General features: G+C 42.1%; 2 rRNA genes. Both read left to right on the top strand.

Annotated features, from left to right (window positions below):
* Positions 1 to 202 (top strand): 16S ribosomal RNA (locus L1D46_RS20825); the annotation flags it as partial.
* A gap of 277 nt (positions 203 to 479) precedes the next feature.
* Positions 480 to 630 (top strand): 23S ribosomal RNA (locus tag L1D46_RS20820); the annotation flags it as partial.

The raw sequence follows: 630 nt of genomic DNA, 5'->3' as shown, positions 1-630 counted from the left end.
TCGCTAGTAATCGCATATCAGAATGATGCGGTGAATACGTTCCCGGGCCTTGTACACACCGCCCGTCACACCATGGGAGTGGGTTGCTCCAGAAGTGGATAGTCTAACCTTCGGGAGGACGTTCACCACGGAGTGATTCATGACTGGGGTGAAGTCGTAACAAGGTAGCCCTAGGGGAACCTGGGGCTGGATCACCTCCTTATACGATTTAGAACTTATTTGTTCGTAGTGTCCACACAGATGATTGTTAGTTAGCTAAACCRCTTGGTTTAACTAATTAATATGCTCTTTAAAAATTTGGAAAGCTGATATTAAAATTCTTATAGATAYTYGTATCTATAAAGAGTTTTCAAAAGTAAAAATATGCCATTAATCGAAAGGTTAATTGGTATCTACTTTAGTATTCTCATCATTATTTGATGAATTAACTTCTGGCGAAGTTAACAGCTGTCACTAACAAAGACCCGTTTGGGTTGTATGGTTAAGTGACTAAGCGTACACGGTGGATGCCTTGGCAGTTGGAGGCGATGAAGGACGTATTAACTTGCGATAAGCCTAGTCAAGCTAGTAAAAAGCGCTTGAGACTAGGATTTCCGAATGGGGAAACCCACCTGCTTGCAGGTATCGTTA

Origin of the sequence: Pseudoalteromonas sp. Isolate3 (genome assembly GCF_022398505.1) — a bacterium.
GTDB classification, from domain to species: domain Bacteria; phylum Pseudomonadota; class Gammaproteobacteria; order Enterobacterales; family Alteromonadaceae; genus Pseudoalteromonas; species Pseudoalteromonas apostichopi.
This window is presented reverse-complemented; position numbering and strand designations above follow the sequence as displayed.